This is a genomic window from Mycolicibacterium cosmeticum (genome assembly GCF_000613185.1).
GTDB lineage: Bacteria > Actinomycetota > Actinomycetes > Mycobacteriales > Mycobacteriaceae > Mycobacterium > Mycobacterium cosmeticum.
In genome coordinates, this window is record NZ_CCBB010000001.1 from 2,223,096 (window position 1) to 2,248,979 (window position 25,884).

At 67.5% G+C, this 25,884-nt stretch carries 27 protein-coding genes; 13 read left to right on the forward strand and 14 right to left on the reverse strand.

The genetic code is table 11. The annotated features are described in order from the left end of the window. Positions 1–11 precede the first annotated feature (11 nt). A complete protein-coding gene (locus BN977_RS10705; protein ID WP_036397551.1) occupies positions 12–2,093 on the forward strand; it encodes a DUF4185 domain-containing protein in 2,082 nt (693 codons plus the stop codon). A gap of 2 nt (positions 2,094–2,095) precedes the next feature. Continuing rightward, complete coding sequence (locus BN977_RS10710; RefSeq protein WP_036398889.1) at positions 2,096–2,566, forward strand: hypothetical protein; 471 nt, start codon at positions 2,096–2,098, stop codon at positions 2,564–2,566. On the opposite strand, the gene BN977_RS10715 is transcribed toward BN977_RS10710, so the two are convergent. After that, complete coding sequence (locus tag BN977_RS10715; protein WP_024453747.1) at positions 2,563–2,835, reverse strand: hypothetical protein; 273 nt, start codon at positions 2,833–2,835, stop codon at positions 2,563–2,565. The genes BN977_RS10710 and BN977_RS10715 overlap by 4 nt on opposite strands. Positions 2,836–2,950: 115 nt before the next feature. Between BN977_RS10715 and BN977_RS10720 the strand changes: the two genes are divergently transcribed. The 6 genes from BN977_RS10720 to BN977_RS10745 all read left to right on the forward strand — a co-directional run bounded on the left by BN977_RS10720 (position 2,951) and on the right by BN977_RS10745 (position 9,003). Beyond that, positions 2,951–4,129, forward strand: a complete 1,179-nt coding sequence (locus tag BN977_RS10720; protein WP_051561263.1) for an XdhC family protein — start codon at positions 2,951–2,953, stop codon at positions 4,127–4,129. Between the two features lie 94 nt (positions 4,130–4,223). Beyond that, the gene (locus tag BN977_RS10725) at positions 4,224–6,575 is read left to right on the forward strand and encodes a xanthine dehydrogenase family protein molybdopterin-binding subunit (RefSeq protein ID WP_036397552.1); all 2,352 of its coding nucleotides are present in this window, start codon (positions 4,224–4,226) and stop codon (positions 6,573–6,575) included. A 1-nt stretch (position 6,576) separates the two neighbouring features. Continuing rightward, a complete protein-coding gene (locus BN977_RS10730; protein ID WP_036397554.1) occupies positions 6,577–7,245 on the forward strand; it encodes an SRPBCC family protein in 669 nt (222 codons plus the stop codon). Then, positions 7,242–8,117 (forward strand): FAD binding domain-containing protein, encoded by an 876-nt coding sequence (locus tag BN977_RS10735; protein ID WP_036397555.1) that lies wholly within the window; start codon positions 7,242–7,244, stop codon positions 8,115–8,117. The genes BN977_RS10730 and BN977_RS10735 overlap by 4 nt, the downstream gene beginning before the upstream one ends. After that, on the forward strand, positions 8,110–8,598 hold the full coding sequence (locus BN977_RS10740; protein WP_024453752.1) for a (2Fe-2S)-binding protein: 489 nt from the start codon (positions 8,110–8,112) through the stop codon (positions 8,596–8,598). The genes BN977_RS10735 and BN977_RS10740 overlap by 8 nt, the downstream gene beginning before the upstream one ends. A gap of 93 nt (positions 8,599–8,691) precedes the next feature. Beyond that, the gene (locus BN977_RS10745; protein ID WP_024453753.1) at positions 8,692–9,003 is read left to right on the forward strand and encodes a DUF732 domain-containing protein; all 312 of its coding nucleotides are present in this window, start codon (positions 8,692–8,694) and stop codon (positions 9,001–9,003) included. Between the two features lie 10 nt (positions 9,004–9,013). Here BN977_RS10745 and BN977_RS10750 read toward each other — a convergent pair whose 3' ends face one another. Then, complete coding sequence (locus tag BN977_RS10750) at positions 9,014–9,847, reverse strand: SDR family oxidoreductase (protein WP_024453754.1); 834 nt, start codon at positions 9,845–9,847, stop codon at positions 9,014–9,016. Between the two features lie 294 nt (positions 9,848–10,141). Here BN977_RS10750 and BN977_RS10755 point away from each other — a divergent pair, with 294 nt between their 5' ends. From BN977_RS10755 to BN977_RS10765, 4 genes are all read left to right on the forward strand, one after another. After that, positions 10,142–10,480, forward strand: a complete 339-nt coding sequence (locus BN977_RS10755) for a hypothetical protein (RefSeq protein ID WP_024453755.1) — start codon at positions 10,142–10,144, stop codon at positions 10,478–10,480. Positions 10,481–10,661: 181 nt separating this feature from the next. Further along, a complete protein-coding gene (locus tag BN977_RS10760) occupies positions 10,662–11,009 on the forward strand; it encodes a hypothetical protein (RefSeq protein WP_024453756.1) in 348 nt (115 codons plus the stop codon). Positions 11,010–11,089: 80 nt separating this feature from the next. Then, a complete protein-coding gene (locus BN977_RS32345) occupies positions 11,090–11,254 on the forward strand; it encodes a hypothetical protein (protein ID WP_109790107.1) in 165 nt (54 codons plus the stop codon). A gap of 21 nt (positions 11,255–11,275) precedes the next feature. Next, complete coding sequence (locus tag BN977_RS10765) at positions 11,276–12,718, forward strand: alpha,alpha-trehalose-phosphate synthase (UDP-forming) (protein WP_036398893.1); 1,443 nt, start codon at positions 11,276–11,278, stop codon at positions 12,716–12,718. A 4-nt stretch (positions 12,719–12,722) separates the two neighbouring features. Here BN977_RS10765 and BN977_RS10770 read toward each other — a convergent pair whose 3' ends face one another. The 12 genes from BN977_RS10770 to BN977_RS10825 form a co-directional block, all read right to left on the reverse strand. Further along, complete coding sequence (locus BN977_RS10770) at positions 12,723–13,208, reverse strand: Rv1363c family protein (RefSeq protein ID WP_024453758.1); 486 nt, start codon at positions 13,206–13,208, stop codon at positions 12,723–12,725. Further along, complete coding sequence (locus BN977_RS10775) at positions 13,208–13,900, reverse strand: Rv1363c family protein (RefSeq protein WP_024453759.1); 693 nt, start codon at positions 13,898–13,900, stop codon at positions 13,208–13,210. Before BN977_RS10775 ends, BN977_RS10770 begins: the two co-directional genes overlap by 1 nt. A 10-nt stretch (positions 13,901–13,910) precedes the next feature. Continuing rightward, positions 13,911–15,608 carry a virulence factor Mce family protein gene (locus BN977_RS10780; protein WP_024453760.1) on the reverse strand — a complete coding sequence of 566 codons (1,698 nt, stop codon included), beginning with the start codon at positions 15,606–15,608 and terminating at the stop codon, positions 13,911–13,913. Next, positions 15,608–16,792: an MCE family protein gene (locus tag BN977_RS10785; RefSeq protein WP_024453761.1), complete on the reverse strand. Its 1,185-nt coding sequence runs from the start codon at positions 16,790–16,792 to the stop codon at positions 15,608–15,610. Before BN977_RS10785 ends, BN977_RS10780 begins: the two co-directional genes overlap by 1 nt. Continuing rightward, on the reverse strand, positions 16,789–18,180 hold the full coding sequence (locus BN977_RS10790; RefSeq protein ID WP_024453762.1) for an MCE family protein: 1,392 nt from the start codon (positions 18,178–18,180) through the stop codon (positions 16,789–16,791). Before BN977_RS10790 ends, BN977_RS10785 begins: the two co-directional genes overlap by 4 nt. Next, complete coding sequence (locus BN977_RS10795; protein WP_024453763.1) at positions 18,177–19,235, reverse strand: MCE family protein; 1,059 nt, start codon at positions 19,233–19,235, stop codon at positions 18,177–18,179. Before BN977_RS10795 ends, BN977_RS10790 begins: the two co-directional genes overlap by 4 nt. Next, positions 19,228–20,265: an MCE family protein gene (locus BN977_RS10800; RefSeq protein WP_024453764.1), complete on the reverse strand. Its 1,038-nt coding sequence runs from the start codon at positions 20,263–20,265 to the stop codon at positions 19,228–19,230. The genes BN977_RS10795 and BN977_RS10800 overlap by 8 nt, the downstream gene beginning before the upstream one ends. Further along, entirely contained in the window at positions 20,265–21,467 is a 1,203-nt protein-coding gene (locus BN977_RS10805) for an MCE family protein (protein ID WP_024453765.1), read from the reverse strand. The genes BN977_RS10800 and BN977_RS10805 overlap by 1 nt, the downstream gene beginning before the upstream one ends. A 7-nt stretch (positions 21,468–21,474) precedes the next feature. Beyond that, positions 21,475–22,317 carry an MlaE family ABC transporter permease gene (locus BN977_RS10810; RefSeq protein ID WP_024453766.1) on the reverse strand — a complete coding sequence of 281 codons (843 nt, stop codon included), beginning with the start codon at positions 22,315–22,317 and terminating at the stop codon, positions 21,475–21,477. An 11-nt stretch (positions 22,318–22,328) separates the two neighbouring features. Next, positions 22,329–23,093 carry an MlaE family ABC transporter permease gene (locus tag BN977_RS10815; RefSeq protein ID WP_024453767.1) on the reverse strand — a complete coding sequence of 255 codons (765 nt, stop codon included), beginning with the start codon at positions 23,091–23,093 and terminating at the stop codon, positions 22,329–22,331. Between the two features lie 274 nt (positions 23,094–23,367). Further along, positions 23,368–24,282 carry a 3-oxoacyl-ACP reductase gene (locus tag BN977_RS10820; protein ID WP_024453768.1) on the reverse strand — a complete coding sequence of 305 codons (915 nt, stop codon included), beginning with the start codon at positions 24,280–24,282 and terminating at the stop codon, positions 23,368–23,370. Between the two features lie 25 nt (positions 24,283–24,307). After that, positions 24,308–24,499 carry a ferredoxin gene (locus BN977_RS10825; protein WP_024453769.1) on the reverse strand — a complete coding sequence of 64 codons (192 nt, stop codon included), beginning with the start codon at positions 24,497–24,499 and terminating at the stop codon, positions 24,308–24,310. A 193-nt stretch (positions 24,500–24,692) separates the two neighbouring features. Here BN977_RS10825 and BN977_RS10830 point away from each other — a divergent pair, with 193 nt between their 5' ends. Then, positions 24,693–25,874 (forward strand): acyl-CoA dehydrogenase, encoded by a 1,182-nt coding sequence (locus BN977_RS10830; RefSeq protein ID WP_036397560.1) that lies wholly within the window; start codon positions 24,693–24,695, stop codon positions 25,872–25,874. Positions 25,875–25,884 lie beyond the last annotated feature (10 nt).

The following is a 25,884-nucleotide window of genomic DNA, read 5'->3' on the forward strand; positions in this document are numbered from 1 at the left end:
AGGACGCACGCATGGGCGCAGCAGCGCATATCGGTCGGGTCGGCGGTTTGGCGGTGGCGCTGGGCGTGGGCACCGCAATCGCGACGGGTCACGGGATCGCGGCGGCCGACGACACCGGAACGTCCGGCACTCAGTCCGCCGGCACCCAGTCCTCGGGCAGCGGCACGACCGGTGGCACCAAGACTTCGGACACCAAAGCCGACACCAAAGCCGACACCAAGGCCACCGACACCAAGACGACCGAGCCGGCCGGTACCAAGACGGCCGAGGTCAGCGCCCAGACCAACACCGGCACGTCCTCGAAACCGGACACCGAAACCGAACCGGAGACCGGGCCCGAGGCCAAGCCCGAGGCTGAAGGCAACTCCGACTCCGACCCCGAAACCCCGGAGCCGGAGAAGGAGACGCCCAAACCGGCCAAGCCCAAGAAGGCAGTACGCACCGAGAACAAGGGCACCACCGAAACCAAGAACACCGCCGAGGTCAAGACCACCAAGACCCCCACCGCCGCAGACCCCTCGCCCGCCGAGACGAAGACATCCCCCACCGCGACCGCGGCGGTGTCGGCCACGGTGCAACCCGCCGCCTCGGTCGCCGTCTTCGCCAACGCACGGTCGCTGGCGGCGGCGACATCCGCGACATCCACGACGGCCACACCGGCACCCGTGCCGATCCCGGACGTGTTGCGCAAACCGGTCACCACGGTGCTCAAGGCCGTCTCCGGCGTCCTGGACTGGGCGCTGAGCTTCGCGCCGAACTCGCCGGCCCAACCGGTGCTGGGCTGGACGCTGCTGGCGTTCGCCCGCCGCGAGGTGGAAAACCTGCTGACCGCGATCAACCCGAAGAGCGCGGCCGCCACCGGCGGCGTCGCCACCGATACCACCAGCCTGGCGCTGGCCGCGGCCGCCATGAACCCGCGCCCCGGCTTCCCCTACCCCGGTCAGCAGCTGAGCCCGTCGACCAGCTTCGTCGACTGGGTCACCGGCAACTTCGCCCCGAACGACACCTACACCCGGTTCGGCATCTGGGGCACCGACGTCGGCACCATGTGGGACAACGGAATCGCCGACGATCCGAGCACCCCGATCAACGAGCACCAGGTCCTCATCGCGTTCGGCGACACCTTCGGCGGCCCCAACATGACGGGGACGTGGCGCCTCAACACGCTGTTCCGCAGTTCCGACACCGACCTGTCCAACGGGATGAGCATTCCGAACGGCCAATGGCTCAACGGCAACATGTTCGGCGGGGCACCGCTGTGGGGCGAGACCTATGCCCGCCAGATCATCCTGCCCGAACGGCTCCCCGCCGGGCTGCCCACCGGGGTCACGCTGATCCCCACCGCAGGCATCTCGGTGCCCACCCCCGGCACGAAATACGGTGCGACGCAGTATCTCAGCTTCATGTCGGTCAAGCAGTGGGGCGCCGCGGGACAGTGGACCACCAACTACTCGGCGATCGCCTACTCCGAGGACAACGGCGAGAACTGGTACATCGCGCCCAAGAGCGTGCGCACCAATTTCGGCGGGAACGCCAAGTTCCAGCAGGCCGCGCTGGTGCGTCCCGGCGACGGCTACGTCTACTCGTACGGCACCCCCAACGGCAGGCAGGGTTCGGCCTATGTGTCGCGGGTGCTGGAGAAGGACATCCTCGACGCCAGCAAGTACGAGTTCTACAGCAAGGGCAGCAAGGGCGGGATCTTCGGGATCGGCGCCTACCCGGCCGGCTGGTACAAGAACGATCCGTCCAAGGCCAGCCCGGTATTCGGCCAGGAGAAGGGCGCCTGCGGCATCGCCAAACCCGGCAACCAGGTCAGCGAGATGTCGGTGCAGTACAACCAGACGCTGAACAAGTATGTGGTGCTGCACGCCGACCAGTTCAACAACATCATCCTGCGCACGGCCGACAGCCCCGAGGGCACCTGGTCGGCGCCGACGGTGCTGATGACGCAGCAGAACGGCGGCATCTACGCCCCGATGCTGCATCCGTGGTCGCCGTCGACCGCCGGCACGGGCACCGACCTGTACTGGAACCTGTCGCTGTGGAGTGAGTACAACGTCATGTTGATGAAGACCGACCTGACCAAGCTGTGATCATGCCGGCCCGGCTCCTCGCCCTGCTCGCCACCGCCGCCCTGGCCGTTCCGGCCGTCGCCTCGGCCGATCCCGCTGTGCCACAACCGGACTCCCCGTGCACCGCGGACCTCGGCGGGGCCGCCACGCTGCCCTTCGGACGGTCCCTGCCACTGGTGTGCCAGGACTCGAGGTGGCAGGCCGTCACCGCGCCCGGCGATCCCAGCGATCGCTGGGTCAGCTTCGGGCCTCCCATCGCCCTGCACGGCGAAGGCCTGCGTAATCCGAATCTGAGCTCCGGCGCCTGGACGGCGACGCCACTGGACCCGCAGGCCCAGTGCGCCGCCACCCAGCACGCGGTCGTCAGCGCCGGAGTGGTCGGCCCGCCCGTCACCGCCAAAGGCGAACCGGGGCAGCCATTTTCATTTCAGGTACTGCCCAGCCTGTTCGATATCACGATGACCGGGCACTGCCTCTGGACGCGTACCGGCTAAGGGCACACGGTGACGTGCCCGAACGGACCCGTCACGCACGGCAGGTAGATCCCCGGCCCGTAATCCCAGCCGCGGTGGCGGCCGTTGTCCCAGCGCCAGTCGTCGCCGTGGCCGTGCCCCCAACCGGGGTCCTCGGCAAACGGCGCCGACGGTGCCGCCGCGGCGGCCGTCGCCGTACCCACACCCAACGCACCCATTCCCAATGCGCCCACGATCGCCGCCCCCGTGGCGAACTTGCGCAGCCCGTTCATCACAACCTCCAACAACATCTGTCCTGGGTCGAACACGCCCCCGACCCACCCATAACCGACGCCCTGCGGCGCGGCGAAATTCCCGGGCGTGCGCGGAACTCCCATCGCGGCCCACGCCCCTAGACTCCACACCGTGCGCGAGGTTCTCGATGACCTGATGGCCATCTGGCGGTCCGGCGGCACCGCCGGGCTGGCCACGGTGGTGCGCACGATCAGGTCCGCGCCGCGTCCGGCCGGTGCTGCCCTGGTGGTGGCCCCCGACGGCAGCGTGGCCGGGTCCGTCTCGGGTGGCTGTGTCGAGGGTGCGGTGTACGAACTGGCCACCGAGGTGGTCGGCGCGGGCGCTCCCGAATTGCAGCGCTACGGGATCAGCGACGACGACGCCTTCGCCGTCGGCTTGACCTGCGGCGGCCTGCTGGACGTGTTCGTGGAGCCGGTTTCGCAGAAGACGTTTCCCGAGCTCGCCGACGTCGCCGAGGCGATCGCAGCGCACCGGCCGATCGCGGTGGCCACGGTGATCGCACACCCCGACCGGTCCCGGCTGGGCCGGCGGCTGATCGTCGATCCGGACCGGCATCTGGGCGGCCTGGGGTCGGAGCGGGCCGATGCGGCGGTCGTCGACGACGCCCGTGGTCTGCTGGTGGCCGGCCGTACCGCGGTGCTGTCCTACGGCCCCGACGGCGAGCGCCTGGACGAGAGCTCCGGCGGGACCGATACCGGCATGGAGGTGTTCGTCGCCAGTTATGCGCCGCGGCCGCGCATGCTGATCATCGGCGCGATCGACTTCGCCGCCGCCCTGGCCCAGCAGGCCGCGTTCCTCGGCTACCGCGTCACGGTGTGCGATGCCCGCCCGGTGTTCGCCACTGCGGCCCGCTTCCCCGCCGCCGATCAGGTGGTGGTCGACTGGCCGGACCGGTATCTGCGCGGCCAGCAGGAACTCGGCGCGATCGACGGCCGGACCGCGATCTGCGTGCTCACCCACGACCCCAAATTCGATGTACCCGCCCTCGAGGTGGCGCTGCGGCTGCCACAGGTCGGCTATGTCGGCGCCATGGGATCGCGGCGCACACACCTGGACCGGTTGCAGCGGCTGCGCGACGCCGGCCTCACCGCGACCGACCTGGACCGGCTGTCCAGCCCGATCGGCCTGGATCTGGGGGCCCGGACGCCGGAGGAGACGGCGGTGTCCATCGTGGCCGAGATCATCGCCCGGCGCTGGGGCGGCGGTGGCCGCCCGCTGGCCGCCGTCGACGGCCGGATTCACCACGAACTGGTCGGCCGACCATCCATGACCAGCGACGACGTGCGGTAACGCGACTCTCTTCTTTTGGAATGCTCCCTCTCGCGCTACGATAGCGCCACTCGCAGGCGGGTGTGTCCAGCATCACTTACCCGCGCAAGTACTCATGGACAGGAGCCGGTCAGTGACGGGACCCGTGGCCACCCGCTACGCAGGAACGCGTGTCCCCCGGGTCGAGGACACCCGCCTGCTCACCGGCAAGGGCACCTTCGTCGACGACGTGCAGCGACCCGGCATGCTGCACGCCTGCTTCGTGCGCAGCCCCTTCGCCCGCGCCACCGTCAAGGGCATCGACGCCGCCGCGGCGCTCGCCCTGCCCGGCGTCCACGCGGTGTTCACCGCGGCCGATATCAACCCGGGCGTGCACGAGGCATGGCACGCCGTCGCCGGGAAGGACGTGCCGGACACCCCCCGGCCGCCCCTGGCCGAGGGTGAGGTGAAGTTCGTCGGCGATCCGGTGGCGATCGTGGTCGCCGAGAGCCGGCGCCTAGCCGAGGACGCCGTCGACCTGGTCGAGGTCGACTACGAACAGCTGCCCGCCGTCGCCGATTTCCGCGCGGCACCGGAATCCGGCATCAGCGTGCACGCCGAATATCCCGACAACGTGGCCGGCGGTATGGGCGGGGCACCACCGGACGAGGACGTCTTCGCCACCGCCGCGCATGTCGTGCGGGAGCACATCTACCAGCAGATGTACGTCCCCGTGCCGATGGAGACCCGCGGCATCGTCGCCGAATGGAGCCCTCCCACAGCCGAACTCACCGTGTGGGCGTCCACCCAGACCCCGCACGAGCTGCGCGCGTTCGCCGCGCGCCTGCTGGGCATCCCGGCTCAGGGCGTGCGCGTCATCATGCGTGACACCGGCGGCGGGTTCGGCCAGAAGGTGGTTCCGATGCGGGAGGACATGGCCATCCTGCTCGCCGCGCGCAAGGTGCCCGCCCCGCTGAAATGGATCGAGGACCGCCGGGAGAACCTGATGTCGGCCGGGCAGTCCCGTCATGTCGACGGCACCGTCCGGATGGCGTTCGACGCCGACGGCAAGATCCTGGCCGCCGACATCGATTTCGTCCAGGATATCGGCGCCTACCCCACGCCGTACCCGGTGCTCACCACCGCCGCCATCGGCATGTTCTTCCCCGGCCCCTACCGGGTGCCCAAGGCCAGCTTCAACTACCGGACGGTGTTCTCCAACACCGCCGGCCTGCACGCCTACCGGGGCCCGTGGCAGTATGAAACCCTCACCCGCGAAATGCTTCTCGACATCGCCGCCCGCAAGATCGGGATGGACCCGGTGGAGTTGCGCCGGATCAACATCCTGCGCGGTGACGAGATGCCGTTCGTCAATCCCAACGGCATGCCCTATGACAACTGCGCCCCGGCCGACACTTTCGAACAGGCCGTCAAGATCCTCGACCACGAGGGATTCCGCAAGGAGCAGGCCGCGGCGCTGGCCCAGGGACGCTATATCGGACTGGGTTTCTCGGCCTATATCGAACCGACGGGCGCGGCCACCGGCCACCTGGCCACCGAGGGCGCCACCATCCGGATGGAGCCCACCGGCCGGATCAACGTCTACGTCAACGGCGGCTCCAGCGGAAACAGTCTGGAGACCACGGTCGTGCAACTGACCGCGGATGCGTTGGGCGCCGATATCGATGACGTGTCGACCATCCAGGGCGACACCGCGGTGACACCGTACGGCGCGGGCACCCAGGGCAGCCGCAGCGGACCGATGACGGCGGGCGCGGTCAACGAGGCGGGCACCATCCTGCGTAACCGGATCCTCGGGATCGCAGCCCAGATGCTGGGCGTCGGCGCCGACGAGATCGAGCTCGCCGACTCGCGCGCCACGGTGCGCAGCGACCCGGACAAGAGTGTCAGCTTCGCCGACATCGCCTACCGCTGCCACTACGAGCCGATGATGTTGGGCGGCGCGAACCCCACCCTGGAGGCCACCGCACGTTTCAACTCGCAGGCAATGATCCACTGGGCCAACGCCACCCACGCCTGCACGTGCGAAGTCGACATCGAGACCGGCCAGGTCAGGTTGACCCGCTATATCGTCAGCGAGGACGTCGGGCCGATGATCAATCCCAATGTGGTGGAGGGCCAGGTGGCCGGCGGCACCGTGCAGGGTATCGGCGGCGCACTGCTGGAGCAGCTGTCCTACGACGACGCGGGCAACCCCCTGTCCTCGACCTTCGTCGATTACCTGCTGCCCACCGCCACCGAGGTGCCGGCCATCGAATTCGGCCATGTCGAGATCCCCGGCCCCGGCGTCGGCGGGTACAAGGGTGCCGGCGAAGGCGGCGCCATCGGCTCCCCGCCGGCGGTGATCAATGCGATCAACGACGCGCTGGCACCGCTCGGCGTCGCCGTCACCCAGCTGCCCGCCACCCCGGCGGCCATCGTCGCCCTCCTCGAACAAGCGCGGGTTCCCTCGGGAAAGGACCACTAGCGTGGAACTCCACAACGAATTCCGGGTCGCGGTGCCCGCGGCCACGACCTGGGAAGTGTTCACCGACGTCGAACGCGTCGCCCCCTGCTTGCCCGGTGCCACCCTGCTCTCGGTCGACGGCGACGACTTCACCGGCGCGGTGAAGGTCAAGGTCGGCCCGATCACGGTGTCCTACAAGGGTATTGCGACATACCAGGAGAAGGACGAAGCCGGCCGGCGCATCGTGCTGCGCGCCGAGGGTAAGGAGACGCGCGGCAACGGGACCGCCGCGGCGACCGTCACCGCCCAACTCAAGGACGAGGGTGACGCGACGAGCGTGCTCATCACCACCGACCTGGCGATCTCGGGCAAGGCCGCCCAGTTCGGCCGCGGCGTGCTCGCCGACGTGTCCAGCAACCTCATCGACCAGTTCGCCCGCAGCCTGGAGGCCGAACTTCTCGGCAGCACCGCCGGGACCGGCCCCGAAACCACCACCGTGACAGCGCCACCCGCCGATTCGGTGGACCTGCTCAAGGTGGTGGCGGTGCCGGTGGCGAAGCGGTACGGACCGGTGCTCGCGGCCGCGGCGGCCGCCGGCGCCGTCGGGTTCCTGGTCGGGCGCCGCAAGCGCAAGGCACCGGCCACCGTCCCCGCCGAGTTGCAGGCCCTGTTGACCCGGCTGCTGTCGTGAAGGCCCGCGCGTTCGCCTACCACCGCGCCGACTCGGTCAAGGACGCGGTGGAACTGCTCGCCGAATTCGGTGACGAGGCGAAGATCCTGGCCGGCGGGCAGAGCCTGGTCCCCATGCTGGCCATGCGGCTCACCCATTTCGAGAATCTGGTCGACATCTCCCGCCTCGACGAACTCCAGGGCATCGACCTGATCGGCGACGAGGTGGTCGTCGGGGCCGGCACCACCCACGCCCTGGTCGGTATGGACGACGAGGTCGCCGACTCGGTGCCGCTGCTGACCGCGGCCACACCGCATATCGGGCACTTCCAGATCCGCAGCCGCGGCACCCTCGGCGGCGCCATCGCGCACGCCGACCCGGCCGCCGAGTTCGCTGCCGTCGCCCTGACCCTGGACGCCACCATGGAAGCCGTCTCGGCGCGCGGTACCCGGCAGATTCCGGCGGCCGACTTCTTCACCGGGCTCTGGGAGAGCGCGCTGGCCGCCGACGAGCTGCTGCAGGCGGTGCGATTCCCGGTGTGGTCGGGCCGGTGTGGCTTCGCGGTGCACGAATTCGCGCGGCGGCACGGCGATTTCGCCATCGCCGGGGCCACCGTCGCCGTCGAACTGGACGACGACGATCGCGTCACCCGCTGCTCCGTCGGACTGCTGGGCCTCGGGTCCACCCCCGAGCGGGGCGCTCCCGCCGAGGCCGCGATGACGGGCCGGCCGGTCACCGACATCGACGCCGTGGAGTTCGGCAGGTTGGCGGTCTCGGGCCTGCGGGACATCCCGTCGGATCTGCAGGGCTCGTCGTCCTACCGCACCAGGATCGGCGCCACGATGGTCACCCGGGCCTGGACCGACGCAATCACGGAGGCACGCGATGCATGACCTACCCGTAGACATCTCGGTCAACGGCCGCCGCCGGCACGGCGCGGTCGAACCGCGGGTCACCCTCGCCGACTTCCTGCGCGAGGACTGCGGCCTGACCGGCACCCACCTGGGATGTGAGCACGGCGCCTGCGGTGCGTGCACCGTGCTGTTGGACGGCCAGGCGGTGCGCTCCTGCCTGATCTTCGCGGTGCAGGCCGACGGACAGGAGGTGACGACCGTCGAAGGGATCGCCGCCGAGGACGGTGAGTTGTCCGCGGTGCAGGCCGCCCTTCGCGAATGTCACGGCCTGCAGTGCGGGTTTTGCACGCCCGGCTTCGTCACCTCCATCACGGCGTTGCTGCGCGACAATCCGGAGCCCACCGACGACGAGATCCGGGAGGGTTTGTCGGGGAACTTCTGTCGCTGTACCGGCTACCAAGGCATCGTGAACGCGGTGCACCGGGCCGCGCAGATGCTGAGCTCCGACGCCTCCCGGTAACGACGGCGCCGGCCGCGGCGATACTTCCCACGACGTTTGCTCGCAAGAGGCTGCGGGCGAACTGCGGACGATGCAGACGGAATGGGAAGACCGATGACGATCAAGCGCACCCTGGCCGCGGCGGTCCTCGCCGCCGGCGCCATGACGGCCCTGGCGGCTCCGGCCGCGGCCGACGACGGCACCGATCAGAAGTTCCTGATGGCCCTGGAGCAGCTCAAGATCAACGTGGGCGGCGACGCCAAGGCGATCAGCGTCGCGCATTCGGCCTGTCAGGTGCTCTTCCACGGCAAGCCGCTGTCCTACGCGCTGTACAGCATCAAGAACCAGACCGACCTGTCCGACGATCAGGCCACCAAATTCGGGGGCGCGGCGCTGCGCATGTACTGCCCCAAATACCTGCCCTGATCAGCGCTGGTCAGTCGACGACACCGCGCAGGGCGTCCTCGCCGAAGACCGGGCCTAGCATCGAGGACATGTCCGGCCCGCGCCGCAGGCAGTGCCCGCCGTCGACGTTGATCAGTTGACCGGTGATCCACGCGGCCGCATCGCTGAGCAGGAATACCGCGGCGTTGGCGATGTCCTGCACCTCACCGGGGCGGGGCAGCGGGGTGCAGCTCGCGTAGTCGGCGCTGATCTCCGGGGAATCCAAGATGGGCGCCACCATCTCGGTCTTGATCAACCCCGGCCGGATGCTGTTCACCCGCACCCACGACGGCCCCAGTTCGTCGGCGGCCAACTGCAGCAAGTGGTCGAGCGCGGCCTTGCTCGGGCCGTAGGCCGCGAACCAGCGGTGGGTGTTGCTCGACGCGATCGACGAGATGCCGACGAACGACCCACCGCCGCCCCGCACCATCGCCCTGGCGCTGTGCTTGAGCACGTACATGGTGCCGTTGACGTTGAGGTCCACGGTCTGGCGCCACAATTCGGAATCCACCTGCGTCAGCGGGCCGATGGTCAAGGACCCACCCGCACAGTGCACGACGCCGTGTAGCCGCCCGTTCCAGGCCGCGGCGGCATCCACCACGCGGGCCACCTCGTCCTCGTCGGTGACATCGGCCGGTTCGTAGCGGACCCGGTCCGCCCCGCCCGCGGCGGCGATCTCGTCGACCGCGGCAGCGAGCCGATCAGCGTTGCGGCCCACCAGCATTGCGTTGCCGCCGCTGGCGACCACCGCGGCCGCGACCCCCTTGCCGATACCGCTGCCACCGCCGGTCACCAGAACCGTACGATCCGCCAACGAAAGCTGCACCGCGATCCCTCCGTAGAGCGTGCGTATCAAACGTGCGCGCTGATGCGCCAAAACTGGAACACGTTCTCGTCATCGAACCACGCCGGCTGGCCGCCGTACAGCAATTCGCAGGTCCAGCCATGCCACAGCTATCTTGCAGTCTGCTCACAGGATTGGCGCGGCGCCGCCCGAATTTCGTAGTCCTGCCAGGTTTTTTCGTCCCCGTCAGCGTATTCTTGGCTCAGGATTCACATCCGACCCTGACCCCGCTCGGCCGAGAAGAACCGGCCAGCAAATCACAGAAAGCGTGACGCCATGGCGACATTCGCCTTCCCTGCCCGTCGACTGATCATTGCCGGCGGCTTCGCCGCGGCGGTCGTCGCGGCACCCGCGCTTGCGGCCTTCGCCCTCGAGGCGCCCGCCGGACCCGCTCTTGCCGCGTGTCCGACCGGAGAATCCGAGGACACCTTCACCGGCTCCTGCACTCCCGAGCTGGTGCCCAACTCGCCGGAGTTCGGCAACACCTCCCCGGGTGGTCTGCCGTCCATCGACGGTGTCCCGTGCACCGGCGGTAACTCCGGGCAGTGCATCGGCCTGTCGGAGGATCAGCCGCAGTTCGTGCAGCCGCACACCAGTGTGAGCTCCAGCCCGTAGCGACGTAACAGCGCAGCACTCGGCCGGGACGCCCGTACGCGGGCGTCCCGGCCGCTTTTGTGCCATCCGATGTGTCACGGGGTAACGAACTCCCAGCCAACTCATGGATCTCATGCAGATTTCTGTCAGCTTCCTTAGAATCTGTCCGACGTCTCGGTCAATAACTACAGAAAGCGTGACGATGGCGAGCTTCGAGTTTTCCGTTCCACGACTGATCCTTGCCGGCGGTTTCGCGGTCGCGGTGGCCGCCGCCCCGGTTGTCGCCGTCATCACGACCGTCGGCCCGGCCGACCGCCCGATGCTGGCGTGCGACTCCGGTGAGGAAGAAGACCTGTTCACGGGCAGCTGCCTGCCGCACACGGTGCCCAACTCCCCGGCAACGCCGTTCAGCTCGATCCCCGGCAACCCCGACCTGCCGGCCATCGGCGGGATCCCCTGCACCGGCCGCAACTCGGGCGAGTGCATCGGCCTGGCCGAGGATGCGCCACAGTTCCAGCAGCCGGAGACCAGCGTCAGCTCCAGCCCCTAATCCGTGCTGTAGGGGTTCCGGAACGGGCCGGTGACCCGGCCTGCCGCCGTGCGCCGTGCCGGGTCACCTACAGTAAGAAGATGCCTGCAAAATCTGAGACCGCCGATATCGGCGAAGTCGAGCCGGTTGCCGACGACACCGCCAGTCAGGCGCGTCGTGTCGTGGCCGCCTACGCCACCGACGCCGACGAATGCCGGATGTTCCTGTCCATGCTGGGTATCGGTCCGGCGAAGCAAGAGGCGTAGGTGGTGGCCGGAGACGGAAATTTGACCGACTCCACACCCGTCGAGGGCACCTCCGACTTCGTCGTGGTCGCCAATCGGCTCCCGATCGACCAGGTGCGCCTGCCCGACGGCACAACCACATGGAAACGCAGCCCCGGCGGCCTGGTGACCGCCCTGGAGCCGTTGCTGCGCAAACAGCGTGGCGCCTGGATCGGCTGGCCCGGCGTTCCCGACAGTGACGAAGAGCCGATCGTCCAGGAGGGGCTGCGGCTCTTCCCGGTACGGCTGTCCGCCGAGGATGTCGCCGAGTACTACGAGGGCTTCTCCAACGCCACGCTGTGGCCGCTGTATCACGACGTCATCGTCAAGCCCGAGTACCGCCGGGAATGGTGGGAACGCTACGTCGACGTGAACCGGCGGTTCGCCGAGGCCACGTCCAAGGCGGCGGCGCCCGGAGCCACGGTGTGGGTCCAGGACTACCAGCTACAACTGGTGCCCAAGATGCTGCGCATGTTGCGGCCGGACCTCACCATCGGGTTCTTCCTGCACATTCCGTTCCCGCCGGTCGAGCTGTTCATGCAGATGCCGTGGCGCACCGAGATCATCGAGGGCCTGCTCGGCGCCGACCTGGTCGGCTTCCACCTGCCCGGCGGGGCACAGAATTTTCTCATCCTGGCCCGGCGGCTGGTCGGCGCGAACACCTCGCGCGGGACCGTCGGCGTGCGGTCCCGGTTCGGTGAGGTGCAGGTGGGTTTCCGCACCGTCAAGGTCGGCGCCTTCCCGATCTCCATCGATTCGGCCGAACTCGACGCCAAGGCACGCGACCGCGGGATCCGTCAGCGCGCCAAACAAATTCGGTCCGAACTCGGAAACCCACGCAAGATCATGCTGGGCGTGGACCGTCTCGACTACACCAAGGGCATCGACGTCCGGCTCAAGGCCTTCACCGACCTGCTCGCCGACAAGCGCGCGGACCGCACGGACACCGTGCTGGTACAGCTGGCCACCCCCAGTCGCGAACGGGTGGAGAGCTATATCGAGATGCGGGAAGGCATCGAGCGCCAGGTCGGCCACATCAACGGCGAGTACGGTGAGGTCGGTCGGCCAGTGGTGCACTACCTGCACCGTCCGGTGCCGCGCGACGAACTGATTGCCTTCTTCGTCGCTGCCGACATCATGCTCGTCACGCCGTTGCGAGACGGCATGAACCTGGTGGCCAAGGAATACGTGGCGTGCCGCAGCGACCTCGGCGGCGCCCTGGTGCTATCCGAATTCACCGGCGCGGCAGCGGAATTACGGCAGGCCTACCTGTGCAACCCGCACCACACCGACGGCGTGAAGGAAGCCATCGAGCAAGCCCTCACCCAGACACCGGAAGAGGGCCGGCGCCGGATGCGGGCCCTGCGCCGCCAGGTGCTCGCGCACGACGTGGATCGTTGGGCGCGCTCGTTCCTGGACGCGCTGGCCACCGCCCGCAGCGCCTGACGGGCTACACCGGCTGGATGTACTTGATCAGCCACTTCCCGTCGATCTTCTGATAGTCGACGCGAAGCCGGCTGCCGTCATACACCGGCTGCTTCGACTTGTCGGTGACCGTACGGTTCATGAACACCAGCACCGAAGCCGAATCCCGTTGGGCGGCCAGCATTCCGGCACCGACCACGTTGGCCTGGCTGACCACCTGGCGATCACGGGCCTGCGGGATGATGTCCTTGGCGGCACGGTCCTCGAACTCGCGCCGGTAATCGGGGGTCAGCAGTGTCGCCGCTTCGGTCAGGCTGCGTTCCACCGTCTGGTAGTCATAGCCGAACACCTTCGGGATCTGCTCGGTGGCCAGCGCGGGCAGCGCGGCGCCGGCGTCCTGCACGGCCCGGTTCTGCGTGCGGTCCCAATACAGCGCACCACCGACCGCGGACAGGCCGACCAGCCCCAGCGCGAACACCAGCGCCACGAGCGCAATGAGCTTGCCACGCATCAGTTTCCACCCTCGGGATATTTCAGGTCGTATCCGGTCATGTGGCCGTTGTCGTCCTCGTGCACGACGACACGCATCCGGTAGGCCTGCGACGGCTTGTTGACACCGTCGAGGTCGGTCACGGTGACCCGCACCGCCACCAGCACCGCGGCGTTGCGCCCGACCTCGTCGATCTTCTCCAACGCGGCACCGCTGACCACGGCCTCCGAACTGGCCTGGGTGTCCCGGAAGATGGCCTTGAGATTGTCGACGTTGTTGCCCTGGCTCATCATGTCGCGCAGCGGGCCGCTGGTGCCGTCGACGAAGCGGTTCACACTCTCGTCGATGTTGTTCTGGTTGTAGCTGAACATGTTCAACACCGTCTGCTCGGCGGTGTCCACGAAACGCTGCTGGCGCGCGATGGCGGCGTCGGCCTGCCGATGCTGGGTGAGCAGCACCAAGACGGTGGTGACGAGCACGGCGGCCGCCAGCACCGCCGCGATGGCCGAGACCAGCGCCACCCGGCCGCGGTTGGGTTGTCGTCGCGGCAACGACACCGTCTTCTTCGACTTACCCGTGCGTGTGGCGGCGCGTGCACTCACCACCAGGGGATCCGGTGCCGACGCGGGGATGCCACCCGCGGGCCCCGCCGCGCGCGAGGCACGCCGGCGGACCGGCTTCGGCTTGTCCGCCGAAACCTGTTCCTCAACCATCTAGACCTGCCTAAACCTGCTTGGGCGCCATCATCAAATCTACCCAGTTCTCCGCCGGCGAGAACTTGTCGGATCCGGAGGCGAACACCCCCGTGCCGCCCGACGGATCCGCGAACACACCGGTCCTCGGATCGTAGGTGGTGCTCGCGGGAGCACTGGCCTGGGGTTGCGGCGCCTCGGCGGGCAGCGGCGGCGGTGGCGCATCCACCGGTGGAGCATCGGCGGGCGGCGGCGGTGGCCGTCGTCCGTACGGCGGCACCACCTGATCCGGCGGTGCGTAGAACGTGCCCGGCGGCGCGGGCGGGTTGTCGTTGGGCGGTACCGGCAACGGGAACGGTGCGTTCGGCGCCGGGCCCGGTCCCGGCTGCACGCCGGGCGGTAGCTGCACCGCGGGTGGTCCCGGGTCGTAGTCCGCGCCGGGCGGGATGTTCGGGAACTTGTTGGGCGGCAGGATATTGCGGCCGTCCTCGACGGGAGTGCCGTATGGGACAGGCGGCCCGCGCCACGGGTTGCTTCCGAGCGGTACATAGCCGCGCGGGTCACGGCACAGCTGGATGGTCGGCGCCCGCTTGCCGGGGAACTCCTGGCACGGGTAGTTACGGGCGCCGCGCACCACCGACGGATCGTTCTGTGCGGTCTTGCAGTACAGGTCGGCGGGCAGTTCCCGCAGGGTGGTGTCGGCGGGTGAGCGGATCGCGGTGGGCGGCAGGAAGCCGGTCGAGCAGGGTGGCGGATCACCCAGGTCGACCTTGAAGTCCAGCTTGCCGCCCTCGTCGGCGGGCACACCACCTGCCACAGTGTTCAGTGCTGCAATCAGGGCCGGGAAAATGACCAGCGCCTGTTCGATCGATTTGTTGTAGATCACGCCGATCCGGCCGAAGTCCGCCAGGTTCGCCGCGAGCTGCGGGAATGTCGGGCGGATGCCGGCGAAGGTGGTGTTCGCCTCGGCCACCGCACCGGGCACCGTCTGCAACACCGAGCGCAGCTGCGGGTCGGCCTTGTCCACCTCCGAGGTGAACCGGGCCAAGCCGTCGACGGAGGACTTGATGTCGTCGCCGGCGCGGATCTGCGCCTCCAGGAACGGTCCGGCCTGGTCGATCAGCTGGGTGGTCTGGCCGTAATTGTTGTTGGCCTCGTCGACCAGCGCGCGCGAGGACTGGATGAGCCGGGACAGCTCGGGCCCGGATCCGTTGAACGCCTTGAACGTCTCCTTGAGCAGCTCCTGGACGCGGCTGTCGCCGACGCTGCTGACCAGATCGTCGGCCTGGCGGAGCAGCCCGGCGATGTCCTGACCGATCGCGGTGTGCGCGACCTCGATGTTGGAGCCGTCGCGCAGGAGCTTGGTGGCCGGGGCCTCGCCGTCACCGGGTGGCACCAGGTCGATGTATTGCTCGCCGACGGCCGAGACGCTCTTTACCGTCGCGGTAACGTTATCGGGCACATCGATGTCGGTGTTGAGCCGCATGTGCGCGATGACACCGTCATCGGTCAGCCCGACCTGTTCGACCCGGCCGATCGTGACACCGCGGTAGGTGACGTTGGCGTTCTGGTACAGGCCACCACCGGCCACGAAGTTCGCGGTGATGTTGTAGGTGCCGATACCCATCGCCGCGGGCACGTGCAGATAGAACGCGGAGATCGCGGTCACGGTGAGCACGGTGACGACCGCGAAGATCGACAGTTGAAGTTTGGTCAGCCGGTCCAGCATTACGGGGCACCTCCGTGCTGCGTGGCCGTACCCGGCGGGATCTTGAACGGATCGGCGGCCTGCCCGGACAGGTTGGCCATCGCACCGGTCAGGAAGTCCGGCGGGTTGATGACCTCATCGAGGTGCTTCATGTTCGGGTCGAAGAACGATGTGGTGAACATCGATTCGCCGAACCGCCGTGCGGTGAGGTCGAATGTCACGAACACGTTCAGGTAGTCACCGCGCACCGCGTTGCGCAAGTACTTGTAGTGGAACGGGAAGGTCGGCAGGAACTCCAGGTCCTTGATCACGTCATCGGCATTGTCGTTGAACTCCTTGATGACCGGAAAGAGGTCTTTCAGGTCGGCGGCGAAGTCGGTCTTGGTCTCCGACAGCACGCGAGCCCCCACCGTGGCGAACTTCTGCAGTGCCTGGAACGCATCGACGATGTTGGACCGGTTGTCGTTGAGCACCTTCAACGCGTTGGGCAGCGTGTCGAGGGTGCGGCCCAGGTTGTCCTTGCTGCGGGCCAGCATCGAGGCGAATCGGTTCAGCCCGTCGGCCGCGGCGATGATGTCGTTGGTCTGCTGGTCCAGTGACGAGGTCAGTTCGGCCAACCGGGGCAACAGCTCGGCGAAGCTTCCGCTACGCCCGGCAACCGCCGCATACGCCTCGTCGGTGATGTCCTGCAGCGCACCGAGATTGCCCTTGTTGACCACCACACCCAACGAGGACAGCACTTCCTCGGTGGTCGGGTAGCGGCCGATGCTGCCGAGCGGGATGTTCGAGCCCTGCTTGAGCTTGCCGATGGCCTTGCCCTCCGGGGCCGCCAGTTGGACATGCTGGGAGCCCAGCAGCGAGGTCTGCGCGACGGTGGCGGTCGAGTTCTCCGGCAGGTTCACATCCCCGTCGAGCGACAGCTTGACCGCGGCGTAGAACGTACCGTCGGGCCGCTGCACGGCGTCGATACCCGACACACTGCCGACGGTCACGTCGTCGACCATCACCGGCGAATTCTGGGGCAGCGTCGCCACATCGGGCAGTTCCACGGTGATGGTGTAGGACCCCGGACCGTGTCCCGCGGTGCCGGGCATGTCCAGCGAGTTCAGCCCGCCGAACGAACAACCGGCCACCAGCAACGCCCCCGAGCTCAGCGCGGTGGTGCGCAGCGTCGCGCTTCGCAACGCCTTCCCCGAATGCCTCATCCGCCGGCTCCCTGCGGTGCGGCGGCCGGGGCGGAAGCACCCGCGCCCATCGGCGGCGCCGGCGGCACCGGACCCGCTGGCGAGATCTGCCCGGGGACGGCGGGCGGCGGCAGGATCAGGTCACTGAGGTTCCCGTCGGGGCCGGTTGTCGGCGGCGAGACACCGGGTGCCGGCTGCCATTGCAGATAGGGCACCGGGGTCTGGGCCTTCGCCTCGGTGGCGGGCGTGTCGTAGATGATCTGCCCCTTGTACGCGGTGATGCTGTCGATCGGATGGAACAGCACCGGCGGATAATTCATCGCGATGCGCTTGAACACCGGCCCCATCCGCTGCCGGCAGATCTCGGCCCGCTTGTAGTTGTCCGCCGACGCGCCGACATCGAAGGTGCCACCGCAGATGAACTGCACCGGATTCGCGAAGTTGGGCAGTGACAGCAGGCCACCGACGGTGCCCTGGGCCGGATTGTAGATGTTGTAGAAGTTGGCCAGACCGTTGGGCGTGATGTGAAGCGCCTGCTCGATGTCATCACTGTGGTCGTTGAGGATCTGGGTGAAGTCGGCCAGCTTGCCGACGGAGTCGATCAGCGACTTGTTCGAATCATGCAGCAGGCCTTTGACATCGCCGAGGGCCTGGTTCAGCACGCCCAGGGTCTGGTCGAGGTCCGCCGAACTGGCGGCCAGCACCTGGGACACCGACGCCACGTGGCTGGTGAACTGCACGATCTGCTCGTTACTGTTGGACAGCGCATTGACCAGCACCTGCAGGTTGCGCACCGTGCCGAACAGATCGGTGCGCGAGTCGCCGAGGCGCCCGGCGGTCTGCGACAGCTCACGCAGTGCGGCGCGGAACGAGTCGCCGTTGCCGTCGAAGGTGTCGGCGGCCTGGTTGACGGCGGCCACCAGCGGACCCTGCACGCCACCGTCTTTCGGGCCGAGCTGCGCGGACAGCGCGGTGAGCTGCTCCTTGACCTCGTCCCACTCGACCGGCACGCCGGTGCGGTCCAGCCCGATCTGGGCGCCGTCCGCCAGCGCTGCACCACCGGTGAAGGCCGGGGTCAGCTGAATGAACCGGGCGGACACCAGGTTGGGCGCGATGATCAGGGCCCTGGCGTCGGCGGGAACCTTGATGCCGGGATCCAGGGTCATCGTGATCTTGACATCGTCGGCACGGGGCTGGATCGCATCGATCCGCCCGACCGGCACCCCGACCACCCGGACATCGTCCCCGGGGTAGAGCCCGACCGCGGTCGGGAAGTAGGCGACCACCTTCTGCCCACCGCGGCTCGGCCACACCAGGTAGACGCCCACGGCGAGCAGGGCGACCAGCGCGACGGCCAGGCCACCGCGCAGCCACTTTCCGCGCGACGACGTCGAATCATATTGGGTCATGGTGACTTCGGCCTTACCAGAGTGCGCTCGGAGATGTACCCGCGCAGCATGTCGGCCAGGCTGTCCGGCAGCTTGCCCGGCTGGAAATAGCTGTCTAACAGAACCTCTGAGATCGAAGCGGGCGGCAGACCGTAGAGGTTGATCTGAAATCCCGACCCTCCCCCTACAACTTCACCTAGCGTCGTGGCGTATCGCGGCAGCCGCTTGAGCGCCTCGCCGATGTGCTCGCGACGCTCCAGCAGGTTGGCCATCACCGCGTTGAGCCGGCGAAGCAGCGGTTCGAACTCACGCTTGTTGTCCGCGACGAAACCCGAAAGTTGTTGTGAGACATCGTCGATACCGGCGATCAGGCTGCTCAGGGCCTGCCGGCGTTCATCCAGGGCGGCGAACAGCAGATTGCCGTCGGTGACCAGTTTGTTGACCTGATCGGCGCGCTGGGCCAGCGTGTCGGAGACGTTCTTGGCGTGCATGAGCAGCTCTTCGAGGGCCTGGTCACGCTTGTTGAGGCTGCGGCTCAGGCTCGCGACACCATCGAGCGCACCGCGCAACTGCGGGGTGGCGTCGTGCAGGGTGTCGGTCAGCGTCTGCAGGGCCTGCTCGAATTTGGGCTTGTCCAGCGCGCTCACGTTGCCGCCGAGGTCCTGCAGTGCGGTGTTCAGCGTGTACGGAGTGGTGGTGCGCCCCAACGGGATTACCGTCGAGTCGCCATTGCCCTTCGGGGTCACCGAGAGTGACTTCTGGCCGAGCACGGTGTCGGTCTTGATCGATACCAGCGTCTGGTTGCCGACCTTGATGTTGCGGTCAACGGTGAAGCCCACCTTGGCCTGATCGCCCGCCAGTGCCACCGAGGTGACCTTGCCGACCTTGATACCGGACACCGCGACGTCGTTGCCCGGCGAGATGCCGCCGGCATCGCTGAAGTAGGCCTCGTAATTGCGCCCCTGCGGGTACCACGGCAAGCCGGTGTAGCCGAAGGAGATCAGCACCAGGCAGACCACCACGAAGATACCGAGGATGCCGGTCCGTAAGGGGTTGTTGCCGCTGGGGCTAGCCATTTTCCGAGCACCTCCCCTTGGTCGGGTCCGGTGGGCCGCCGAACGGGATCAGGATGTCGCTGCCCGCCGGTCCGTTGATCTTCATCCGGATCGAGCAGTAGTAGATGTTGAAGAACGAGCCGTAGGCGCCGAGTGCGTTGAGCCGCATATAGTTCTCGGCCAGCGGCTCGATCACCTTGTTGATGTCGGCCTTGCGCTCGTCGGCCCGTTGCAGGAACGGTCGGGCGTTCTCGATGACGCCCTGCAGCGGTCGGCGGGACTCTTGCAGCATGGCGGTCAGGTCGTTCTCGGCCGAGGACAGCGGTCCCATGGCCCCGGCGATGGGGTCGCGGCCTTCGGCCAGACCGGTGATGAGCTTCTGCAATTCATCGACGCTCGCGTTGAACTGGGTGCCCTTCGCGTCGACGGTGCCCAGCACCGTGTTCAGGTTGGTGATCACGTCACCGATGAGCTGATCCCGGTTTGCCAGGTTCTGACTGAAGGAGCTGGTACTGGCCAGCAGGTTCTGGATGGCACCGCCCTGGCCCTGAAGCAGTTCGATGACGGCGTTGCTGACCTCGTTGACCTTCGATCCGTCCAGGCCCTTGAGCACGGGCCGCAGTCCGCCCAGCAGGGCATCCAGATCCAGTGCGGGCTGGGTGTTCTCGCGCGCGATCGTGCTTCCAGGTGGGAGCTTGCGCAGCTCGCCGGGGCCCGAGGTGATCTCCAGGTAGCGGTCGCCGACCAGGTTCTCGTAGCGCACGACGGCTCGCGTCGAGGTGTAGAGCTGGTAGCGCTTGTTGACGTCGAAGGCTACGTCGACGCTGTTGTCGGGGTTGAGCTTGACCGCCTTGACGCTGCCCACCGGCACGCCGGAGATGCGCACGTCCTGGCCGGCCTTCAACCGCGACGCCTCGGCGAAGTTGGCGTGGTAGCCACTGCTGGAAGCGAATCGGAACTGGCCGAACACCACCACCAGGCCCGCGGCGACCAGCAGCATCGCCCCCGTGAACACGGCGACGTTGATCAGCGTCCGCCTCTGGCTCTGCATCAGAAGTCATCCCGTTCGGCGTAGGCCCCGTTGAACAGGAACTGCAGCGTCGACGGCGCGTTGAACTGCAGTTCGGTGTTCGGCTGGTACGGTACGTAGGCGTTGTCGGTCACCAGGAACGGGGTGTGGTACCAACTGCCGCCGAACTGCTTGCTGGGCACGTCCGGAAGGCCGCGGCAGTTGGGTCCACCGGAGGCGTTCACCATCGGCAGGCTCTCCGGGTAGGTGTACGCCGGGGCGCCGGGCAGGAAGCTCGACGCCACGAACAGGCCGGGACGAATACCACCGATAATCGGCGCAAAGTTGTTGACAGCATTGTTGACTCCCTTGAACAGGCAGCCGAACTCCGGCGAGTAGTCACCCGCGACCTTGGCCAGCGCCCGCAGGCGCTTGATGGCAGCGATGTAGTCGTCGGCGGCCGGAGCCAGCGTCGCGTAACCGTTCTCGGCGAACCCGGTTGCGGCCAACAGCGCGGCGTTGAGGTTGTCCTGCTCGTCGACGATCGTCTTCGACAGCTTCGGCGCGTTGTCCAGCACGGTGGCCAGATCGGCACCGGTGTCGCCGTAGATGTTGGCGACGACGCCGGCCTTGGAGATGTCGGACTGCAGGGTGGGCAACTTCGGATTGAGCTGCGCCAGATAGCTGTTCAGTCCGGCCATGGTGGCGCCCAGGTCATCGCCGTGGCCGCGCAGGCCTTCGCCCAGCGCCGTCAGCGTGGCGTTCAGATTGACCGGGTCGATCTTGTGCAGCAGGTCGGTCAGGGTCTGGAAGAGGGTGTTGACCTCCAGCTGGACGCTGCTGGCGGCGATGTTGGTGCCCGGCTGCAGCGGCGTCTTCTTCGGATCCTCGGGCGGCAGGAACTCGACCGACTTGGCACCGAAAACGGTTGTGCCGCCGATCTTCACCACCGCGTTGGACGGGATGAACCGCATCTGGTTGCGGTCGATGTCCAGGGTCAGCTTGGCCTGCTCGCCGGCATAGGCGATGTTGGTGACCTTGCCGATCTGGATCCCGCGGTACTTGACCTTGGCATCGGTTTCCATCACCAGACCGGCGCGCTGTGAGGTGACGGTGACGGTGTCGGTCTTGGTGAAGGCCGCCGTGTAGGAGAGGTAGGTGAACACCACTGCGGCGACGATGATCAGCGCGAGGATCGAGGCGGCGATCCTGACGTGACTGCGCTTGGCGCTTCCGGAAGACACTGGCCGCCTACCCGGAGAGGTTGAAGTTGCCGGACGCGCCGTAGACGGCGAGCGAGATGAACAGGGTGATGGTGACGACGACGATCAGCGAGGTGCGCACGGCCTGGCCGACGGCGATCCCCACGCCGACGGGCCCGCCGGACGCGTTGTACCCGTAATAGGTGTGGACCAGCATCACCGCGATCGACATGACGATGGCCTGCAGGAACGACCACAGCAGGTCGGTGGGGATCAGGAACGTGTTGAAGTAATGGTCGTACAGGCCCGCGGACTGGCCGTTGATGAACACGGTGGTGAACCGCGCGGCGAAGAACGCGGCCAGCACCGACAGCGAATACAGCGGGATGATCGCGATGAGTCCGGCGATCAGCCGGGTCGACACCAGATAGGACACGGCATGCACCGCCATGGCTTCCACCGCGTCGATCTCCTCGGCCACCCGCATCGCGCCGAGCTGTGCGGTGGTACCGGCACCGATCGTGGCGGCCAGGGCGATACCGGCGATGACCGGCGCGACGATGCGGACGTTGAGGAAGGCCGACAGGAAGCCGGTGAGTGCCTCGATGCCGATGTTGCCCAGCGAGGAATAGCCCTGCACGGCGATGACGCCGCCTGAGGCCAACGTCAGGAAAGCCGCGACGCCGACGGTTCCGCCGATCATCACCAAAGCTCCCGCACCCATGGTCATCTCGGCGACCAGCCGGATGGTCTCCTTGCGGTACCGGGTCAGCGCATTGGGGATGTAGCGCATCGTCTCGCCGTAGAACAGCGCCTGCTCGCCCACGTTGTCCACGGCCCTGGGCACGCCGCGGAAGAACCGGCGCACGCGCAGTGTCACGTCATAACTCATCGCTGTGCCACCTACCGCTCCAGGACCCGGACGCCGACGGCGGTCAAGATGACGTTGATGACGAACAAACAGATGAAGGCGTAGACCACCGTCTCGTTGACGGCGATGCCCACACCCTTGGGGCCGCCCTGCACGGTGAGTCCGCGGTAGCAGCCGACCAGGCCGGCCATCAGACCGAACAGCACGGACTTGAACATGGCGAGCACAAGCTCACCCAGTCCGGTCAGGATCGTGAGGCCGTTGATGAAGGCCCCGGGATTGACGCCCTGCAGGAAGACGGAGAACACGTAGCCACCCGCCAGGCCGATCGCGCAGACCAGGCCGTTGAGCAGCAGCGCCACGAACGTCGACGCCAGCACGCGCGGGACCACCAGCCGCTGGATCGGGTCGATGCCCAGGACGCGCATGGCGTCGATCTCTTCGCGGATGGTGCGCGCACCCAGATCCGCGCAGATGGCGGTGGCGCCGGCGCCGGCCACGACGAGCACCGTCACGACCGGGCCGAGCTGGGTGATGGTGCCGAAGGCGGTGCCCGCCCCGGAGAGATCGGCCGCGCCGATCTCACGCAGCAGGATGTTCAGGGTGAAGGCGACCAGCACGGTGAAGGGGATGGACACCAGCAGCGTGGGGACGAGCGACACCCGGGCGATCATCCAGGTCTGGTCGAGGAACTCTCGGAACTGGAAGGGCCGCTGCCACATCTTGACGAAGGTGTCGATGGTCATCTCGAAGAACCCACCCACGGCCCGCGCCGGAGCCGCAAGCTGTTCGATCAACCTCGGCTCCGTTCTCGGTTGAGGGCTGAGCAATCCCGCGTTGGCGAAGAGCCCGAATATAGCGGGTATCCGTTCGCTCCGGCGGCCTTTCCACCCCTGGTCTGCACGCTGCCCTTAGTGAGCGGGCTCATATTAACTAGAACACGTTCACAGTGTCAAAGAACGGTAATCTTCACCAAACATCTTATTTTTGCTGTTCAGGGCATGTGTGACCGACATCATTCTAGAACGTGTTCTAGTCCAGGTCGGCCTGGCGGGTGCGCCCTTCTCGACTTCAAGAGCCCATCAGGGCAGCGGCCGAGAATCCTATTTCCGGATCGCGCTCAGCAAAGAATCCGCCCAGCGCCGAGCTCAGCTCCGCCGGATCCCACGCGTCACCGGTCGCGTGGAAACGCTGAGCGACCGTGGGCGCCGCAACCAGGGTGACGGTCGGACCGTAGACGATGAAAAGCTGCCCGTTGACGGCATCGGCCGCCGGCGAGCTCAGGTAGGTCACCAACGTCACCACATGTTCGGGCGACAGCGCGTCGACCTGGCCGTCGGGCAATTCCGGCGCGTCACCGAACACGTCGGCGGTCATCGCCGTGCGCGCCCGCGGGGCGATGGCGTTGGCCCGCACCCCGTACCGGCTCAGTCCGCGCGCCGCCGTCAGCGTCAACGCCGTGATCCCAGCCTTGGCCGCGCCGTAATTGGCCTGCCCCACCGGGCCGGCCAACCCGGCCTCCGACGACGTGTTGACGATGCGCCCGTACACCTGCCCGTCGGCGGACTCCTTGGCCTTGGCCCGCCAGTAGGCCGCCGCATTTCGTGTCAGCAGGAAGTGGCCGCGCAGGTGCACCGCGATCACGGCGTCCCAGTCCTCGTCGGACATGTTGAACAACATCTTGTCCCGGGTGATGCCGGCGTTGTTGACGACGATGCCCAAGCCCCCGAGACCATCGGCGGTGGACACCAACTCGTCGGCCGTGCTGCGCGCGCTGATGTCACCGGCGACGGCCACACCCTTGGACCCGACCGCGGCAATCTCGTCGAGCACGTCGGAGCGGTCCAGCGCGGCGGCCATGTCGTTGACCACCACGGTCGCGCCCGCGCGGGCCAGACCGATCGCCTCGGCGCGGCCCAGCCCAGCGGCGGCGCCGGTCACCACGGCGACCTTCCCGGACAGGTCGAGCGCAGCGGAGCTTTCCACAGATGAACTCAATTTATGAATACCTCTAGTCTTTTCGGATCAGGGCGGCCCGGGGGCATTCGGCGACGGACTGCTCGGCCAGGTCCTCCTGATCGGCCGGCACCGGGTCGGCCTTGACCACGGCGTAATCGTCGTCGTCCAGATCGAACAGGTCGGGGGCAATACCCACGCATACCGCGTTGCCTTCACAACGATCGCGGTCGACTTCCACACGCATGACAACCTCCTCGTGCCTTAACGCACTCCATGTCCAAGGTCTGCACGGCCCCGCCTCTGTGCCGGCTAACCATACCGCCCTGGACCCCAAGACTAGAACGTGTTACAACCGGTTGAGAAAAAGGTGCCGTCGAGCGCCTCCATTCCACCACGTATTCCACAGGCATCCCCCGCCCGACAGTGAGGACATCGACATGCGGATCGGTTACACCGCCGAGCAGGAGGAGTTACGCCGCGAACTGCGCGCCTACTTCGCCAAGCTGATGACACCCGAGCGGGCCGAGGCGCTGGCCGCCAGCGACGGCGAAATGGGGCGCGGCAACGTCTATCGCGAGACCGTCGCGCAGATGGGCAAGGACGGCTGGCTCACGCTGAACTGGCCCACCGAGTACGGCGGTCAGGCCCGCACCCCGATGGAGAGCCTGATCTTCAACGACGAGGCGGCGATCGCAAACGTGCCGGTGCCGTTCCTGACGATCAACAGCGTGGCGCCGACGATCATGCACTTCGGCACCGAGGAACAGAAGAAGTTCTTCCTGCCCAAGATCGCCGCCGGGGAACTGCACTTCTCCATCGGCTACTCCGAGCCGGGCGCCGGCACCGACCTGGCCTCGCTGCGGACCACCGCGGTGCGCGACGGTGACGAGTACGTGATCAACGGCCAGAAGATGTGGACCAGCCTGATCGCGTACGCCGACTACGTGTGGCTGGCGGTACGCACCAACCCCGAGGCCAAGAAGCACCGCGGCATCTCGATGCTGATCGTGCCGACAACGGCCGAGGGCTTCTCCTGGACGCCCGTGCACACCATGTCCGGCGTGGACACCAGCGCCACCTACTACCAGGATGTGCGCGTTCCCGTCAGCAGTCTGGTCGGCGAGGAGAACGCCGGCTGGAAGCTGGTCACCAACCAGCTCAACCACGAGCGGGTCGCCCTGGTGTCCGCCCAGCCGATCTTCCTGGCGCTCAACGGTGTTCGCGAATGGGCGCAGAACACCAAGGACGTGCACGGCAAGCGGCTGATCGATTCGGAATGGGTGCAGCTGAACCTGGCCCGCGTGCACGCCAAGGCCGAGGTGCTCAAGCTGATCAACTGGGAGCTGGCCTCCGCCTCGGACAGCACGCCCTCGCCCGCCGACGCATCCGCGGCCAAGGTGTACGGCACCGAACTGGCCACCGAGGCCTACCGGCTGCTCATGGAGGTGCTCGGCACCTCGGCGACGCTGCGCACGGGATCGCCCGGCGCACTGCTGCGCGGCCGCGTGGAGCGGATGCACCGCTCCTGCCTCATCCTGACCTTCGGCGGTGGCACCAACGAGATCCAGCGCGACATCATCGGCATGGTCGCGCTCGGCCTGCCCCGAGTGAACCGTTAAGAGGAGACTT